Consider the following 17,784-nt stretch of genomic DNA (forward strand, 5'->3'; position numbering starts at 1 on the left):
TAATCAGTAGGTGATTAAGGTTAATAAAAAATAATAATGCCTATGTAGCTCAGTTGGTAGAGCATCTGACTGTTAATCAGGAGGTCCTAGGTTCGAGTCCTAGCGTAGGCGCCAAACTATATTAAGATCAATGCAAAAAGGTCTTTTTTTATTATGTACGAATCAATATTAAGTTAATTTTTATTTTCAAAAGTGGTTTTGGTTAAAAAATGATAAAAAAGTTATATAAATGAAAAAAGGAGATTTTTTTAATGACTCAACAAGTGTTTGAAACTACTTTTGAAAATAACTCATTAACTGTGGAAATAAATAAATTTGCTAAACAAGCGAACGGATCTGTTATGGTACGTTATAAAGACACTGTTATGTTGAGTGTTGCTGTTTCTAGTACGCAAGACACAACTTTAAATTATTTTCCGTTGATGGTGATTTATCAAGAAAAACTGTATTCAGCTGGTAAAATACCAGGCAGCTTTACCAAAAGAGAAGGTAGATCGACTGATTTTGAAGTCTTAAACTCACGTTTAATCGACAGAGCTTTAAGACCTTTATTTGATAAAAATTTAAAAAAAGAAATTCAAATTATTAATACTGTTTTAAGTAATGATCATAATTGTAATAACGAAAATTTCGCTCTTTTTGGAAGTTCTTTGGCTTTATTAGTTTCTGATATTCCTTTCGTGGAAGCGGTTTCGGCTGTTTCTATCGGGAAGATCAAAGGCGAAATGGTTATTAACCCTAACTTAAAACAAAAAGAAATGTCTGATTTTTTATTAACTCTTTCAGGCACTAAAGATAGTTTGAATATGATTGAAGCAGTAGCAAAAGAAACTCCTGAAGAAGAATTATTAGAAGTGATGTTGTTTGGCCACGAAGTGATTAAAAAAATGTGTGCTTTTCAAGAAGAAATTCGCCAACAAATTGGTAAAGAAAAGATTGCTTTAGATATTCCAGAAACAAATGCAGCTTTATTCCAAGAAATAGATGAAAAATATCGTTCAGCCATAATCGCAATATTACAAGAAAATAATAAACAAAAAAAACAAAAAAACGTCTTATCTCAAAATCTTCAATTGTTAAAAGATGAAATTATGGCAGAATATAAACAAAAGAATTTTTTCAAAACTGTTGAGGAAATCACAGTTCTTGATTTAGAACAACAAAAAAAATATTTAATCGAAATAGAAAACATTTTTGACACTTTGTTAACGCAAGAAATTCGTAAAATGATTATTCATGAGAAAAAAAGAACTGATGGAAGAGAAATTGATGAAATCAGAATTATTGAAAATCAAGTAGGTTTATTGCCAAGAACACATGGATCAGCTGTTTTTACTCGCGGCGAGACCCAAAGTTTAGCAGTAGTAACGTTAGGTTCTTTAAGTGAAGGTAAAACGATTGACGATTTAACAGAAGATGCTAAAAAACGTTTTATGTTGCATTACAATTTTCCCGCTTTTTCTGTTGGTTCGGTAGGAAGATATATGTCTCCTTCTCGTCGAGAAATAGGTCATGGGATGTTGGCGGAAAAAGCATTATCACACGTCTTACCTTCAGAAGAAGAATTTCCTTACAGTATCCGCGTAGTATCTGAAATTTTAGAATCTAACGGATCTTCTTCTCAAGCGACTATTTGTTCCTCTTCTATGGCTTTAATGGATGCTGGTGTGCCTTTAAAAAGCGCTGTAGCAGGTATCGCGATGGGATTGTTTTACGATAGCCAAGATGAATACGTTATTTTGAGCGATATTCAAGGTTTAGAGGACCAAAAAGGTGATATGGATTTTAAAGTCGCTGGAACTGCAAAAGGTATTACGGCTTTACAAATGGATATTAAAATCGAATCTATCGGTTTAGATATTTTAAAAACTGCTTTGGAAAAAGCGCGTTTAGGTCGTCTGCATATTTTAAATAAAATGAACGATACTATTGCTAAATCACGCAAAGAATTATCTCCTTATGCGTTAAAAATAAAAGTGATTAATATTCACACTAGTAAAATTCGTGATGTTATCGGAACAGGCGGGAAGATCATTTCTCAAATTATTGAAAATAACGATAATGTTAAAATTGATATAGAACAAGATGGACGAGTATTTATTATGCATCAAGATTTAGAAGTAGTTAAAAGAACGTCTCATTATATTTTAAACTTGGTAAAGGACATCGAAGTCGGTCAAATTTTCGAAGGAGCCGTGGCTAAGATTTTAATGGATAAAAAAACTGGTCATTCTTTTGGCGCTATAATTCAACTTTTACCTGGAGTAGAAGGTTTCCTTCACATCAGCAAATTATCAGACAAAAGGGTTGATAAAGTGGAAGATGTGGTTAATATTGGACAAATGGTAACTGTAAAATGTATCAATATCAATGAAAAAGGTAAAATCGACCTTTCGTTGCAGACAAAATATTAATCTTGGAATATTATTGTAAAAAGACAAGAATATTGCGTTAAAATTTGTTAAAATATTAATGTTAAAAAAATAATGGAAGGTGATCGAGGTTTAATATTATTTTTAATAATGTTAGGCTTAGGAAAGTCCATATTAGCACATGTTTAGGAAAGACATGTAGTGTTTGTGCTTAAGGAAAACAAAAACTTAAGGTGCTTAAATTAATTTAAGTAACGACTGTTTAAATTCTAAAAACTTATTCATAAGTTCATGAAAATAAACTTAAAGTGCCACAGAAACGAGTTAATTAGAAATAATTAAATGAAACGCGGTAAACTCCTCAAGCTAACAACCCAAAAAAATGGTAGGGGCACATGAAAATTGATGTTTCCTGTTTTTTAATTATAGTTGGTTTTTGTGCTATTTTCGATAATGAAGGTAGAGATAAATGATCACACTTGTTTGCGAAAATAAGAACAGAACATGGCTTATGCACATTATTTTTTTAACATAGAATCTTTTGAATAAAAAGATTCTTTTTTCTTTAAACAAATGAAAATGTTTATTATACAATATAATTGGTCTAGCCTTTTTGAAGACGAAAGAAGAAGGATAATTGTTCATAAAAAGCAAGCTTGATTAATTTTAAATTACTTTTGCAACAATATTGCAGTATTGTTTTTTAATTTTGACATCTTTTTCTTTTAATATGTTAAAATAATAGGTAAGTTTAACATCTTTTTTTGACGGATGAAAAGTAATTTCTCTTAATCGCCTTTCTTTTAATTAAAATATGTTAATATTAACATCCAATAAAACTGCTTCAAGTGGGAATGTTTTTGCTTTCTGCTGAATTATATTCAAAAATAAAAATTAAATAAAAAAAAAGGGGTTTAATGATTATTTATGAATAATGAAGAAAAATCATTAGAATTAGAACAAACAGTAATTAGAAAAAATAAAATAGAAGAATTAAAAAAAAATGACGTTGAACCTTTTAAAAACCATTTTGTTGTTCAAAATAACGTTTCTGACTTATTGAAAAAATATAAACTTTTAGACAGAACTGAATTAGAGAATAACTTGATTAATGTCGCTGTGGCGGGTCGAATAGTTTTAAAAAGACTTCAAGGTAAAGCGGGTTTTTTTCAATTAAAAGATTTTGATAGTTCTATGCAAGTTTATGTGAATATGAAGCTAGTGTCACCATTATCTTTCAATATTTATAAAAACGCTGATTTAGGCGATATTGTCGGAATTGAAGGTTATTTGTTTAAAACTAAAACAGATGAATTAACAATTAAAGCTACTAATTTAATCCATTTAAGTAAAAGCTTAAAAGCTTTACCGGATAAACACAAAGGTTTAAAAGATAAAGAATTAATTAGAAAAAAAAGATATATTGATTTAATCACTAATACCCAATCGATGGACACTTTTGTAACTCGTTCCAAAGTAATTAAAGCGGTGAGAAAATTTTTTGATGATCGAGATTTTTTAGAAGTAGAAACCCCAATTTTACATTCTTTTATCGGAGGAGCTTCCGCTAAACCTTTTATCACTCATCATAACGCTTTAAGTTCTGATTTTTATTTAAGAATAGCTACCGAAATACCTTTAAAAAAATTAATTGTGGGCGGTATGAAAGCAGTTTATGAAATAGGTCGTATTTTCCGTAATGAAGGAGTAGATGCTACTCATAATCCTGAATTTACTACTATAGAAGCTTATTTAGCTTTTTCTAATATGCAAGGTATGATGGATTTAACCGAATCTTTTTTAAAAGACGTAGCACAAACTGTTTTAGGTCAATTAAAATTTGTGTATCAAGGGGACGAAATTGATTTTGGAACCTTCCATAAATATAATATGATTGATATTATTAAAGAAAAAACAGGCGTTGATTTTTACCAAGAAATGACTTTGGAAGAAGCGCAAAAAATAGCTCATCAGCATAAAGTACCTTTAGAACCTTTCTTTCAAAAAGGTCATATTATCGCCGCTTTTTTTGAGGAATTTGTGGAACCGACTTTAATTCAACCAACTTTCATTTACCATTATCCTTTTGAAGTAAGTCCTTTGGCGCAAAATAATAAGCAAGACCCAAGGTTTACGGATCGTTTTGAATTGTTTATCGCAGGTAAAGAAATAGTAAACGCTTTTAGTGAGTTAAATGACCCAATAGAGCAAAAAAAACGTTTTGAACAACAGTTAATGCAAAAAGATTTGGGCGATGATGAAGCTGGGGAAATGGATGTCGATTTCATTGAAGCTTTAGAATACGGCTTACCACCAACTGGTGGGATGGGGATGGGCATTGACCGTTTAGTCATGCTACTGACTGATACGCCTAATATTAGAGACGTTATTTTATTCCCTCACTTTAAACATAACAATCAAATACTATAATTGTTTATTCATTCAATCCAACCATTTTATGGAAAAAAGGAAATTGTTAAATGAATCAAAAAAAAATATATCACAACATTAAAGATTTATTTGTGTATTATTTAACCATTAGTAGCGATCAATCGAAAAACCAAAATTTGGACAAGATTTTCTCGTTTTATGTTATTAAATTATCCGATAAAGTAACAAAAATGTTCACTCTTCATGAAATAGATCAAAATATCGATCTATTCCAGGAACAGTTAGAATTATGCCTTCAAACAGGAGATTTAGAATTTTTCTTACAAGAAAAAAAGATTAATATTATTCTTTTATTTTTAGAATCTTTTTATTTTGCTGCGGAAAAATTGATGACTTTAGAAAAAGAGAAGCATGCTTTATTTTTATTAGAAGCTGAGAAAAAAAATAAAAATCTTTTTGAAACTGAAGAACACAAGAGAAAATTGAAAAAAAATTTGAATTAATTTTAAAACCTTTTGGTGGGATGGTTGGCGAAAGAAATAATATTAAAGATTTGAAAAATGAGGTTTTAAATTATGAGAGGTCTTTTTTATCTACAAAGTTTTTACAGCATCGCTAAAAGCGTGAATTCAATTGAAAAATTAGTCCAAAAAGCTGTTCAAAATAATTATGATTTTGTGGCTATTAGTGATGATGAAAATTTATATGGTATGGTAGAATTTATCTCTGTTTGTGAAAAAAACCGCATTAAACCTGTTGTAGGTCTTAGAATCTTTGTTTCTTTGGAACGTCTTTTTAAAGGTCAAAAAATAGGTCTTTTAGTGTATGCTTCTAACTATATAGGTTTACGTCATTTGATTCAAATTTCTAATCTCATTCGTACTCATGATAAAACTATTACTTTAGAAGAAATAAGCCATTTACAAGAAGGTCTTTTTTTTATTTTATCTAATATTGATTTTTTGCTGGCGGATTTATCCGCTCCTAATAAAATGCAACCTATTTTAGCCGCTTTTAAAACTCATTTAAAGTTTTTTTATGTGGGTTTTTCTTTGCAAAATATTCGTTTAGCTGCGATGGATGAACACTTTTTCTCTTTGGTGGAGAAATTAGAATTAACAGTGTTTCCGGTTCATAAAACTAATTATTTAGAACAAGAAGACCGAGAAACTTATGAATTATTGTTAAAATTATCTCATCCGGATTCAGATACAAAAAATAATATTTCTGATTTAGCCTCTTTTTCTTTTCATTTTTTAGATAAAAAAGAATTTAGTGATCAATATGGTCCTTATTTTAATAAATATAAAAGTTTTTGCGTCGGTTTGGATACTTTAATTAAACCCATTCGTTATGACAAGCTTTTTTCTCAAGAATTGCATTTGCCTCTTTTTAACAATAATAAGGATCAAACTTCTTTTCAATATTTACGAGAAAAAACTTTTATGGCTTTAAATGCTAAACTTAAAAATCAACAAATAGATGTTAAATTACATTCTGTAACTCAATACCAAAAACAATTAGAAAAAGAATTAAAAATTATTGCCGATTTATGTTATGAAGATTATTTTTTAATTGTGGCTGATTTTTTGGAATATGCTCGGAAAAAAGATATTTTGGTCGGACCCGGAAGAGGCTCTTCTTCTGGTTCTTTAGTGTGCTTTTGTTTAGGAATTACGGAAGTGGATCCTTTAAAATACAACCTTCTTTTTGAGAGATTTTTAAATTATAAAAGAAAAACCTTGCCGGATATTGATCTAGATTTTCCGGATGATAAAATTCATTTAATAACTCAATATATCGCTGATAAGTACGGTTCCGAACATATCGCCAATATCATCACTTTTAACACTTTTACAGTCAAATCTTTAACAAGAGATTTAATACGTTTAAAAGAAATTAATCCCTTTTTTAAGAAATATTTGGATAAAAATAAAGAAAAAGTGTTGTTGAAAATGGAAGGGATTCCTAAACTAACAGGAATTCATCCAGCAGGCATCATATTAAGCAAAGATAAATTATTTGATTTTTACCCGCTTCAGAAGAATCATCAAACTAATTCACCTATTAAGTATCAAATGCAGTTAGAAAGTAAACAATTATCTAAAATTGGGTTATTGAAAATTGATTTATTAAGTTTAAAAAGTTTATCTTTAGTAGAAAAAATTTTAAAACAAATTAACCAAAAAGAAAAGTTATTATGGCATGATATTCCTTTGGATAAAAAAGAAGTATATCATACTTTACAAACTGGTAATACGGATTATATTTTTCAATTGGAATCTTTTTCGGCTAAAATGGTTTTAAAAAAAATTAAACCTCAAAATTTTGAAGAATTAGTCGTTGTTTTATCTTTTAACCGTCCTGGCCCCTTATCTTTTCTTGATTTATATTGCGCTAACCGTAAAAACAACCAAACTCGTTTTATTCATCCTGATGTGGACCGTGTTTTGCAAAATACTTATGGAGTGATTTTATTCCAAGAACAAGTGATGGAAATATCAGTGAGGTTTGCGGGATATGATTTAGGACAAGCCGAAATTTTGATGAGAAAAATGATTCAAAATAAAAATGTTTCTTTGCACAATGATACTTTGAAAAAGGATTTTATCAAAAATAGCGTGCAAAATAAAAAACATTCGCCTGCTTTATCCGCACAAGTTTATGATTATATCGTTAAATTTTCTAATTATAGCTTTAATAAAAGTCATAGTGCGGCTTATTCTTTAATTAGTTATCGGATGTCTTATTTGAAAACTTATCATTTGACGTCTTTTTATATAGTGATGTTAAATGAATATATTAAAAACGCGCCGGAAACTGTTAAATTGCTCAAAGAAAGTCAAGATAAAATTTTTTTTATTAAACCTAATATTTTAGCAAGTGAAAGTCATTATCAAAACATTAATCAACAAGTTGTAATGCCGTTGACTATTATTTATGGCATTAGTGAGGAAATTAGTCTTTTTATCATTCAAGAAAGAAAGAAACAAAGTTTTAAGGATTTTTTTGATTTTAAAGTACGGTTGAAAAAAGTTTTAAATGATGAATTATTAAAAAATTTAATTTTTTCAGGCGCTTTGGATGTGTTTGGTTTAAATAGAAAAACTTTAATGAAAAGAGCTAAATTTGAACTTTTAGCTCATGAAATATATTTACCTGGTTTTAGTAAGAAAACAGATGATGAATATACACCAGGAGAATTGAAAAAAGCAACTCTCAAAGTTTTTGGTTTTGATGTAGACGCGATTATCGAACGTACGCCTCAAAAGAAAACAAATATCAAATAGTGGAAATGGAATGGGAAAAAATATGACTTTAATGGAAAAAATATCCTTTAATTTTCGTAAATATTTTGTTAATAAATCTTGGAGAACGAATAAAAATGTTCGTTTAATGATGGTTTTAATGAGTTTTATTATTATATCTTTAATTATTGTCACTAAATTGGATAGAGCTGTTTATCGCAAGAATGAAATCAATTTTGATAATTTTTATCAAGTTTCTGAAGTTAAAAAGGTTCAAAAGGAAGATCTTACTGGTTCAGAAGAAACTACTATTAATTTAAAAGCAATGTTTATCGGAGTGATTGTTTTGGTTTGTTATTTCGGTTTAAAAAAAGGCGCTTTTGGGGTCACTTTAGGAACCTTTTTAGGAGCTATTTTGGGAGTTTGGTTAGCTTTATTATTTCCTTCCTTTTTTTATTTTTTTGAATTACTATGCAGATGGATGTTAAGATTTTAATAATGGATGTAAAGACCTGCTTAATAGGTCTTTTTTTTATCTAGAAGGATTTTACTTGGCAAATAAACGTGGATAAAACTTTGGTTTATGTTATATTATAGGTAGTTGGAAAATAAAATTGGTAGATCGTTATTAGTTGATTCTTGATTTGTAAATTCTATGAAGGATGAGAAAATTTTTTCTTTTTGGGAGGAAAATGTTTTCTTTTTAGAAATAAAAAGCACAAAAACCAAAATCATTGAAAATTATCTTTTACTAATTATTTAAATTCGGGAAATAGCGAGAATTATTGATTGTGAAACTAAAATTATCAACCCCTTTAAGCACTCAAAAACTCTATATTATATCTGTTAGTGGCGGAGTTGATTCTATGGTTTTATTAGATTATTTATTTCATCAAAAAATACCTTTAATTGTGGTTCATTTTAATCATTTAACGAGAGAAGAAGCCTTTTCAGATAAAGAGTTGGTCTTTAATTATTGTCAAGCTAAAAACATCCCTTTTCATTATTTTGAATTAGATTTACCTAAAAAAGATTTTCAGAATCAAGCGAGCTTATTAAGAAAAAAAAGGTTAAAAGAAATAGCGATTCAATATGAAACTCGTTATTGTTTAACTGCTCATCATTTAGATGATTTAGCGGAAACTATTTTGTTAAAAATGATAAGGGGTAGTTCCTTATTAGGTTATAGTGGGGTTCAACCATCTTATCGAGAAGATGATATCTTTTTTTTAAAACCTTTCTTATATTTGCCTAAAGAAGAACTTATTCGTTACGCTGTTGAGAAAAAAATACCTTTTTTAGAAGATCGTACTAATAGTTTAAACATTTATACTCGTAATAAAATTAGAAACCAAATTATCCCTCTTTTAAAAGAAGAACGTCATTTTTTGAAGAATGTGGAGAAGTTTCATTGGCAAATAACTGAAGCGCATGATTTCATTCGCTCTCAAAGTCGACTTTTTTTAAATCAACAAACTTTATCAGATGTGTGGGATTTAGAAGCTTTTTTATTATTGCATATTGCTGTGCAAAAAGATATTCTTTTGACTTCTTTAGAAGATAAAAAGATTAGTAAAAATTTTACTTTAATAAATAACATCATTAAAGGTTTAAAAAACCGTCATAAACCTAACGCAGAATGGGATTTAAACAATAAGTGGTTTTTGCTGAAACAATACGATCAATTATTGTGGCAAAAAAAGACTCTTTTAGTTCAAGAAAACTTAGCAAAACCTTTATTATACGGTTGTGTAGAGCCAAAATTATTATCTTTTTGTCAAGAAAAAAAGACTCTTTTTTATGACGAAGGAAAGATAAAATTTCCTCTGGTTTTAAAACAAAAAAGAGATGGAGATATTGTGAAATTTCCTTTTGGGACGCAAAAATTAAAAAAATACCTGATTAATAAAAAAATATCTTTATCAAAGAGAAAAAATTTATGTTTAGTGGTCGACCAGAATAACACCGTCCTTTGGATTCCTCATTTATATATTAATCAAACCTTAGGCAAAACAAAAACTTTTAATTTAGGGATAAATTCTGTATAATTGATATGAATAAAAAAACATTTATGAAAGCTTATTTTTATTTTTACAAAAGATTTAACAAAGGAAAAAGAAATAAATAAAGGAAATGGAGTTTGGAGTTTATGAAGTTATGGGATCCTGATTTATGGCGTTATTTAGCTACTTTTGGTAGTTTTCTAACCGGTCTTTTTACTGGTTTTGTGGTTACTTTGTTATTGTATATTTTTGTTAGTATTAAGAATTTTAATAAAAGATCTAAAATTTATAAAAGTAAATACGAAATAACTGATGAGGAAATCAATCAATTAATCAAAGATATGCAAGAAGAATTCAAAAACAATATGAACGAAACAAAAGATGAATTTATGATGAATTTATATCAAAGCGTGCGTAAATTGATTTTTGAGACATCGCATAAATTTTATCCTGATTCGCCTTTCCCTTATTTAGAAATCACTTTGGATGAATCTTTAACTTTCATGAAATACTTGCAACAAAGGATTGATGAATTGTTGGAAAATAAGATGATCCGTATGTTTAAAAAAATGACTTTAAGGCGCATTTTTACTTTAAAACAAAAATTAGTGGATCAAAAATATATTGATAAATATAAAAAAACCAATAAAGCGATTAGTTTTGTTACTGGGGCTTTGAATTTAATAAATCCTTTCCATTGGGCTAAAAAAATTTTTTTCAATAGATTTTATAAAAGTATGTTTGAAAAAATAGGTTGTGCTATTTTAGTGATTGTAGGAGAAGAAGTGTATAAAGTTTATAGTAAAACTATTTTTACCTCTGAACAAGATTTAGAAGATTATTTTAAAGAATTGCAAGAAGAAGTAAAACGTCAAGAAAAAGAAGAAAAAAAATAAAATCTTTTTTATTGCGCGGAAATAAACAAAGATAAAGAGTGGTTATAAAATAATGGTCGTTATTAAATGGTTTCCAGGACATATGAAAAAAACTTTAACAGACATTAAAATGAATATCAAATTTGTGGATTTCATTTTAATTGTCTTAGATGCTCGAATTCCTGTTTCTAGTATGAATTTTGACCTACTAAAAGCTCTTAACAATAAACCTGTTTTAATTTTATTTAATAAAACCTCTTTAACGGATGTTGATAAAAACCATCTTTTTGTGGATTTTTTTAAACAAAAAAAATTATTTACTTTAAATATTGATGCGAAAACTAATTTGAATATTAATAAAATTTATCCTTTAATGCATTCTATTTTAAAAATTAAAAAATTTCCGGTTCATAAAAAAATTTTAAAATTGATGATTGCGGGAGTACCTAATGTGGGTAAATCGACTTTAATTAATGCTTTATCACAGAGAAAAGTGTTTAAAACAGCAAATACTCCTGGAGTTACTAAAAGGCTGCAATGGATTACTTTAAATAATAATATGAAATTATTAGATACTCCTGGAGTTTTGTATCATAATTTTACTGATCCACAAATAGGTTATTCATTAGCTATTTCTGGCTGTATTAAACCCACTTTATTGCCTAAAGAGGTTTTAGCGGGATATTTATTAACTTACTTGAAAAAACACTATAAAAACTGTTTAAAAAGAATGTTTAAACTAGATGATAAAGGTTTAGAAGAAGAAAACTTATTACCTATTATCGCCCAAAAAGTTAATTTTTTATTAAAAAATAATGTTTTAGATGAGAATAAATTGTTAGAAATGATTGTGCATAAAATAGGCAATAATAAAAAAGAAAAATTTAATTTTGATCTCGATTTAATTAGTACGTTAAAATTTTAAAATTATAGAAAGAGAATTAGGACAAATGAAAACACAAGTTATTATTGTTGAATCGCCTTCTAAAGCTAAAACTCTTAATAGTTATTTTGATAATAAAATTTTAATTCTCTCTTCTAAAGGTCATATTAGAGATTTATCTTTAAAAGGTAAAAACCGTTTAGGGATTCATATTGAAAAAGATTTTTTACCTGATTATAAGATTATTCCAAAACAAGAAAAATTAGTCAAAGATTTAATCCGTTTAACCAAAGGAAAAAAAGTCTTGTTAGCGACTGATCCAGATCGCGAAGGAGAAGCTATTGCTTGGCATTTAGCACAAGTTTTGAATTTAAAAACGACTGATAAAAACCGTATCTTTTTTACGGAAATAACCAAAGATGTGGTTTTAGATGCTTTTAACAAGCCTTCTGTGATTAATCAATCCTTAATTTATTCGCAAGAAACACGTAGAATGTTAGACCGTATAATGGGCTTTAAACTGTCTCGTTTAGTGAAAAGAATTAAATCCCAATCAGCTGGTAGGGTTCAATCAGTGGCTTTAAAATTAATCGCCGAATTAGAACAAGAAAGAGAAAAATTTATTCCTGAAGAATATAATTTAATTAAAGCTCTTTTTGATAATTTTGAAGCCTCTTTAGTGGTTAAACCGAAAGATAAAAAAATTAAAAGTGAAGAAGCTGCTCAAATAGTAGAACAAATAAAAGATCAATCTTTTCTTTTAAAAGAAATAGTGGAGAAAAAAGTGGTTAATAAATCACCGAAACCTTTTATTACTGCTTCCTTACAACAAGAAGCTTTTAGACATTTATCAATGAACGCAAAACAAACAATGATTAATGCACAAAAACTGTATGAAGGAATTGAAATAGAAGGAAAACCGATAGGTTTGATTACTTATATGAGAACTGATTCTTATCGTTTATCTATGTCTTTCACGGAAGAAGTTAAAATTTTTATTAAAGAAAAATATGGTCCAGAATATTTGGGAACTTATCAACAACTTAGCCAAGATAATATTCAAGAAGCACATGAAGCTATTAGAATCACGGATATTAAAAAAACTCCGAAAAGTTTAACAAAATATTTAAATAAGTATCAATTATCTTTATATAAAATGATTTATGAACGAACTTTGACTAGTTTGATGGCTAACGCTGTTTTCAATAAAACACAATTATTGTTTCATGTCAAAGATTATGTGTTTAAAACCGAAGGTTTAACGGTCTTATTTGCTGGTTTTTATCAAGGACTAGATACTAATACTTTTAAAAATGATTTTTTACCAGATTTAGAGGTTAACAAAACTTATTTACCGCAAGAAATAACGACTCTACAAAAATTTACTACTCCGCCTGCTCGTTTTAATGAAGCTTCTTTGATTAAAACTTTAGAACAATTAAAAATTGGTCGTCCTTCGACTTATTCTATCATCATTGAAACTTTAAAAAAAAGGTTTTATGTGACAGTAGAAGAAAAAAGATTTTTTTGTACGGAAAAAGGTTTTTTAACTAAAAACCTTTTAGATCAATATTTTAATTCTTTAATTAACATCGACTATACGGCTCAAATGGAAGAAAATTTAGATAAAATCGCTTCGGGTCAATTAGATAAAACCAGTTTTTTAAAAAATTTTTATCACTTTTTTCAAGAATTATATGCCATAGCGGACCAAAAAATTTTTGCTAGTAAACCAGTTTTAACAGAAGAAAAATGTAGTGTTTGTGGCGAATTATTAGTCAAAAGAAGAGGTCGATATGGGGAGTTTTTGGGTTGCAGTGCTTTTCCAAAATGTAAAAACATCATTCCTTCTAAAGAAAAAACTCCGTCTTTGCCACCGGTTTTAACTAAACATAAATGCGATTCCTGCGGAGCTTTTTTAGCGAAAAGAAAAGGTCGATATGGGGAGTTTTTAGGTTGCAGCAATTTTCCTAAATGTAAAAAAATTGTTTCTTTAAAAGACATAGAAGCTTAAAAAATAGAAAAAGAATAACTCTTTTTCTAAAAAGTTTTTATTCAAAACAGATTGATGTTTTTATATAATATTAGTTATACAAGAATATTTATTATTTATTTATCATGCATGTAAAAAAATAGATTAATTTGTTCTTACTTATCTTCTTCTTTATAATTTGTTTTAAAGAAAATGATGAGTTAAAGGGATAAATTATTAAAAAAAAGGTGTTGGCAAAATATGTGGAATTTTTTAAAAAAAATATTTAATAAAAAACCGGTTAAACAAGAAGACATTTTAGGAGTTAAAAAATTAGGTAATAATTTATCCCAATGGGTCCAAGAAGTACAAAAAAAGAGCTCTTTTCATCCTTCTTTTTTAGAAGATTTAGAGATTTTATTAGTTAAAGCTGATGTAGGGGTCACAACAGCAAAACACTTAATAGCTAATATTAAAAATCGTTTAGAACATAAAATTATTCAAGAACCTTCCGCTTTTATCTCATTAACGATGGAGGAAATTGTGGGTTTATATGAAAAAGAACCTCATGATAATGCCGAAAAAGCTTTATCTGATGAAAAGACTGATAAAACCAATAATGTTTTAAATAAGCAAGAAAAGGTCGCAAAAAAGACTAAAACTATTAATGCCGATAAACCGCAAATTTATCTCTTTATGGGTGTTAATGGGGCAGGCAAAACGACTACTATTGGTAAGTTAGCCATGAAATTGACCTCTGAAGGGCAAAAAGTGCTTTTAGTAGCTGGCGATACTTTTAGAACTGGAGCAGTCAAACAATTAAAAATTTGGGGCGAAAGAACGAAAAGTGAAGTCTTTTTCAAAGAAGGAAATATCAGCCCTTCAGCAGTTGTTTTTGACGCTTTGGTTTATGCGGAAAAAAATGATTTTGATGTGGTTTTATGTGATACTTCAGGCCGTTTACAAAATAAAGTTAACTTAATGAAAGAGCTAGAAAAAATCAAAAAAGTGATTCAAAAAAAAATCCCTCAAGGTCCGCATGAATCTTTTTTAGTGATGGATTCTATGACAGGTCAAAATGGTCTGAATCAAATTGATTTATTTAACCAAAGCATTTCTTTAAGTGGCATTATTTTGACTAAAATTGATGGAGCGGCTAATGGTGGTTTAATTTTAGCTATTAAACATCTTTACAATCTAGAAACTAAATATCTCGGTACGGGTGAAAATCCTAATGATTTATTCTCTTTTGATATTAGAACTTTTATTCACAACTTATTTATCAAAGATTAAGTCGCTTCCGACGAATATTTATGACAAAAAAATTAACAATTGTTTGATATTTCTCAAAAATAATTTAAAAAGTATGAAAAAAAACACTACAATTAACATATAAAAAATCAACCAAAGACGCTCCGAAAACGAAAGGAAATTCAAAAGATGAGTATTTTAAGTAGAAGTTTTCAAAAAATTATGGATACCATTAAAGGTAAAAAACATATTCAAGAAAAAGATCTTGAATTGATGATGAAAGACATCTGTTTATCTTTTTTAGAAGCAGATGTTAATTATGATGTTATTGCTCATTTTAACCATTTAATCAGAGAAAAAGCGGTTGGCAAAGAAGTCTTAAAAGGGCTTGAACCGCAACAACAAGTGGTCAAAATTATCAATGAGGTTTTAACGACTGTTTTAGGTTCTAAAAATATACCTTTACAACTTAATAATCCTTATGATGTGGTTTTATTAGTAGGACTTCAAGGGAGTGGTAAAACCACTACCGCTGGTAAATTAGCTTATTTTGTGGAAAAAAAATTAAACAAAAAAGTTTTATTAATTGCTGCTGATACATATCGTCCCGGAGCAGTAGAACAATTAGTGGGCATTGGGGAGAAAATTAACATTGATGTTTTCTTTCAACAAAACGAAACTACTATGAATATTATTGATAATGGTTTAAAATACGCTCTTCATAATGGTTTTGAAACAGTTATTATCGATACTACTGGTCGTTCCGCTTTAGACCAAGATATGTTGGATGAAATTAAAACTATTAAAGAAAAAGTAAAACCAAGTGAAACTTTAATTGTGGCTGATTCTCTGTTAGGTCAACAAGCTTCTGTTGTGGCGAAAGGCTTTCATGAAGCTCTTGATGCAACCGGGGTTATTATGACTAAAATGGATGCTGATATTAAAGGTGGATCGGTTTTATCTATCAAATATGTAACTAATTTACCGATTAAATTTATATCTTCTTCTGAAAAACATGATGATGATAATTTTGAAATTTTTTATCCGGACAGAATGTCTTCACGTCTTTTAGGAATGGGAGATATGTTAACTTTAATCGAAAAAGTAGAAGATAAGGTTAATTCCGAACAAGATAAAAAACTAGTGAACCGTTTATTGCAAGACGATTATAATTATCACGACTTACAAAAACAATTCAAACTTTTAAAAAAAATCGGTTCTATGAAAAAGATTTTAAATTTTATTCCTGGAATAGGTTCTAAAATAAGAAATATGCCGATGTTAGATAAAGATATTGATAAAGATATTATTACCCAATTTGAAACTATTATTCAAAGTATGACTAAAGAAGAGCGCTTACAACCGCAATTAATACAATCTAATAATCGTCGTCGTAGTCGTATCGCGAAAGGTTCCGGCAATAAATTAAAAGATGTTAATTTATTAATTGATTTTATTGAAAAACAAAAACAAATTTCTAAAAAAATGGGCAATATGTATCCTGATAATTTAAGCGCTTTAGATAACCCTGAAGAATTATTAAAACAATTTATGGATCAAAATTAAAAAAAATTTTTTTTACTTTTTTAAAGAAGCTAAGATAATGATGGAGAATTAAAGAAAAAATGCAACATTTAATCTTGGTAGACGGAAATTCTTTAATGTTTAGAGCTTATTACGCTACCGCTTATAGTCAACAAACGCCTACTTTAAACTCTCAAGGAAAAAATGTAAATGCTTTGATGGTTTTTATTAATATGTTTGAAAAAATTTTAGAAAAAACTCATCATCATATTTTTGTGGCTTTTGATTCTCCTGACAAAACACAAAGACATGAAATTTATGGAGATTATAAAAAAGGTCGTCCGACCACTCCCCAAGATTTAATTGACCAAATAGATTTAATTAAAGAATATTTAACTCTTTCAGGTGTTAAACATTATGCTAAACCAACTTATGAAGCTGACGATATTATAGCTACTTTAGCTAAACAAGCAAGCGATAAAAACATCGCTACCACTATTTATTCTAGTGATAAAGATTTTTTACAATTAATTGATGAAAATATAACTGTGATTTTAATTAAACAAGGTTTGAAAAAAGTAGTTTCTTATGATATCCCAAAATTATGGGAAGAATATCAGTTAAAACCTGCTCAAATAGTGGATTTTAAAAGTTTAGTGGGAGATTCTTCAGATAACATTAAAGGAGTGTCTTCTGTAGGTCCTAAAACGGCTATTAAATTATTAAACCAATTTGGTAATTTAGAAAATATTTATCTTAATTTAGAACAACTAGCGCTTAAACTAAAAGATAATTTAAAAAAATTTCAAGAAAAAGTTTTTTTGAATCGTTTTTTAATTACAGTTAACACTTTAGTGCCTTTAAATTTTGATTTAAAAGAAACAGAATTAACTACTTCTAAAAACGATTTATTAATTGCTTTTTTACAAAAACATGAATTAAAAAGAATTATGTTACAAAAAATGAAAAAAGAAGTTTAAAGATTTAAAGACATAAAAAAAAGACCTTTTAAAAGGTCTTTTTTTTATTTATGGTGATGTGAATTTTTTTTCTTTTTAATTTTGACTATTACGCCGTAAGAGGAAGCTCCGGAAATAGCAACTACCATAGTTAAAATCCAGAACCATATTTCGGTTAACCAATTAGAATCAGAAACCTTTTCTTGTGGAGAATTAGCAACAGTTTTATAAGTTAAATCAACTGAAGATCCGGGATTGTAATTATTGCTATCAGGTTTAGTTTTTACAACTGCTTTAGTGGTGGGG

Annotated in this window: 12 protein-coding genes, 1 tRNA gene, 1 other RNA gene and 1 pseudogene; 14 read left to right on the forward strand and 1 reads right to left on the reverse strand. The window is 28.3% G+C overall.

All coding sequences use genetic code 11. The features are described from left to right. Nucleotides 1–38: 38 nt before the first annotated feature. The 14 genes from RI01_RS00910 to RI01_RS00970 all read left to right on the forward strand — a co-directional run bounded on the left by RI01_RS00910 (nt 39) and on the right by RI01_RS00970 (nt 17,499). Nucleotides 39–114, forward strand: a tRNA-Asn gene (locus RI01_RS00910). 137 nt (nt 115–251) lie between these two features. Further along, nucleotides 252–2,414 carry a polyribonucleotide nucleotidyltransferase gene (locus RI01_RS00915; RefSeq protein WP_017192789.1) on the forward strand — a complete coding sequence of 721 codons (2,163 nt, stop codon included), beginning with the start codon at nt 252–254 and terminating at the stop codon, nt 2,412–2,414. Between the two features lie 71 nt (nt 2,415–2,485). After that, nucleotides 2,486–2,889, forward strand: an RNA gene (gene rnpB, locus RI01_RS03360) — RNase P RNA component class B. A 410-nt stretch (nt 2,890–3,299) separates the two neighbouring features. Continuing rightward, complete coding sequence (gene lysS, locus RI01_RS00920) at nt 3,300–4,802, forward strand: lysine--tRNA ligase (RefSeq protein WP_017192790.1); 1,503 nt, start codon at nt 3,300–3,302, stop codon at nt 4,800–4,802. Nucleotides 4,803–4,852: 50 nt separating this feature from the next. Beyond that, nucleotides 4,853–5,266: a hypothetical protein gene (locus tag RI01_RS00925; protein ID WP_017192791.1), complete on the forward strand. Its 414-nt coding sequence runs from the start codon at nt 4,853–4,855 to the stop codon at nt 5,264–5,266. Nucleotides 5,267–5,338: 72 nt separating this feature from the next. Beyond that, the gene (locus RI01_RS00930) at nt 5,339–8,053 is read left to right on the forward strand and encodes a PHP domain-containing protein (RefSeq protein ID WP_017192792.1); all 2,715 of its coding nucleotides are present in this window, start codon (nt 5,339–5,341) and stop codon (nt 8,051–8,053) included. Nucleotides 8,054–8,063: 10 nt separating this feature from the next. Then, nucleotides 8,064–8,507 carry a hypothetical protein gene (locus RI01_RS00935; protein WP_235728173.1) on the forward strand — a complete coding sequence of 148 codons (444 nt, stop codon included), beginning with the start codon at nt 8,064–8,066 and terminating at the stop codon, nt 8,505–8,507. A gap of 295 nt (nt 8,508–8,802) precedes the next feature. Next, nucleotides 8,803–10,059: a tRNA lysidine(34) synthetase TilS gene (gene tilS, locus RI01_RS00940; protein WP_026052434.1), complete on the forward strand. Its 1,257-nt coding sequence runs from the start codon at nt 8,803–8,805 to the stop codon at nt 10,057–10,059. Nucleotides 10,060–10,160: 101 nt separating this feature from the next. Then, a complete protein-coding gene (locus tag RI01_RS00945) occupies nt 10,161–10,910 on the forward strand; it encodes a hypothetical protein (protein ID WP_017192795.1) in 750 nt (249 codons plus the stop codon). A gap of 52 nt (nt 10,911–10,962) precedes the next feature. Further along, on the forward strand, nt 10,963–11,814 hold the full coding sequence (ylqF, locus tag RI01_RS00950) for a ribosome biogenesis GTPase YlqF (RefSeq protein WP_017192796.1): 852 nt from the start codon (nt 10,963–10,965) through the stop codon (nt 11,812–11,814). Between the two features lie 25 nt (nt 11,815–11,839). After that, on the forward strand, nt 11,840–13,786 hold the full coding sequence (topA, locus tag RI01_RS00955; RefSeq protein ID WP_017192797.1) for a type I DNA topoisomerase: 1,947 nt from the start codon (nt 11,840–11,842) through the stop codon (nt 13,784–13,786). 219 nt (nt 13,787–14,005) lie between these two features. Next, on the forward strand, nt 14,006–15,037 hold the full coding sequence (gene ftsY / locus RI01_RS00960) for a signal recognition particle-docking protein FtsY (RefSeq protein WP_017192798.1): 1,032 nt from the start codon (nt 14,006–14,008) through the stop codon (nt 15,035–15,037). Between the two features lie 147 nt (nt 15,038–15,184). Further along, the gene (locus RI01_RS00965; RefSeq protein ID WP_017192799.1) at nt 15,185–16,561 is read left to right on the forward strand and encodes a signal recognition particle protein; all 1,377 of its coding nucleotides are present in this window, start codon (nt 15,185–15,187) and stop codon (nt 16,559–16,561) included. 59 nt (nt 16,562–16,620) lie between these two features. Next, nucleotides 16,621–17,499 carry a 5'-3' exonuclease gene (locus RI01_RS00970; protein WP_017192800.1) on the forward strand — a complete coding sequence of 293 codons (879 nt, stop codon included), beginning with the start codon at nt 16,621–16,623 and terminating at the stop codon, nt 17,497–17,499. Nucleotides 17,500–17,543: 44 nt separating this feature from the next. On the opposite strand, the pseudogene RI01_RS00975 reads toward RI01_RS00970, so the two are convergent. Further along, nucleotides 17,544–17,784, reverse strand: a pseudogene (locus RI01_RS00975) (hypothetical protein); the annotation flags it as partial.

Source organism: Italian clover phyllody phytoplasma str. MA1 (assembly GCF_000300695.1).
Lineage (GTDB): Bacteria > Bacillota_I > Bacilli_A > Acholeplasmatales > Acholeplasmataceae > Phytoplasma.